The 241-nt window shown below is 56.0% G+C and carries 1 protein-coding gene; it reads left to right on the top strand.

What is annotated here, in order from left to right; all coding sequences use genetic code 11:
• Nucleotides 1-241 (top strand): hypothetical protein (locus tag ACPYOM_RS23640; RefSeq protein ID WP_481347851.1); only part of this gene is annotated, 241 nt, incomplete at both ends.

Genomic DNA, 241 nt, shown 5'->3' with positions numbered 1-241 from the left:
ATCCATGACGGCGTTCGTTACGACTGGGAAGCCGGCGACGTCGTCATCGTTCACAACAACTGCGTCCACCAGCACTTCAATGCCAGCAAGGAACGGCCGGCGCGCGCTATCGTGATCAAGACCAAGCCGATGTACATGTTCCTCAACATGCTCTTCCAGAAGACGGTTATCGACCGCTCCGTCGACGACACCGAGGAAAGTTTTGGCTTCGAGGTACGCGAAGCGGAAGAAGATCTGAACC

It is taken from the genome of Monashia sp. HAY1-2A (assembly GCF_056755315.1).
This window is presented reverse-complemented; position numbering and strand designations above follow the sequence as displayed.